Genomic DNA, 391 nt, shown 5'->3' on the forward strand with positions numbered 1-391 from the left:
CCGCGGGGGCAGGTGGCTGCGCTGGATGATCCGCGTGTGTTCGCACAGGATGTTCCCCTCGGCAGCGACAACCAGCCGGTCCGGATAGATCCGCAGGCTGACAGGACGGTTGGCAAAGGAGGCCGGCACACTGTAGCGGGTGCGCTCGAAGCTGATCAGGCAGGTGGGCGAAACACGTTTGCTCATCTCGATGAAGCCGTCAAAGGCAACGGGCAGCCGCATCAGGGCGGCCCGTTCTTCGGCCCAGACATCGGCGATCGTGCCGGGCAAGGAACCATGCGCCGTTTCCCGCCACAGCTCGAGGCAACGCTGTTCCAGCCAGGCATTGAGCGCCGCAAGGTCAGGGAAGCCCGGCATCGCGTGTAGCAACTGGTGGCGGGAATCCCGGACG

Annotated in this window: 1 protein-coding gene; it reads right to left on the minus strand. The window is 65.5% G+C overall.

Going from position 1 to position 391, the window contains the following annotated elements; translation table 11 throughout:
- Positions 1 to 391: Mu transposase domain-containing protein (locus AC6A67_RS06805; protein WP_498035797.1), on the minus strand; the 391-nt coding region annotated here is incomplete at both ends.

The organism is Camelimonas sp. FR25 (assembly GCF_059740505.1).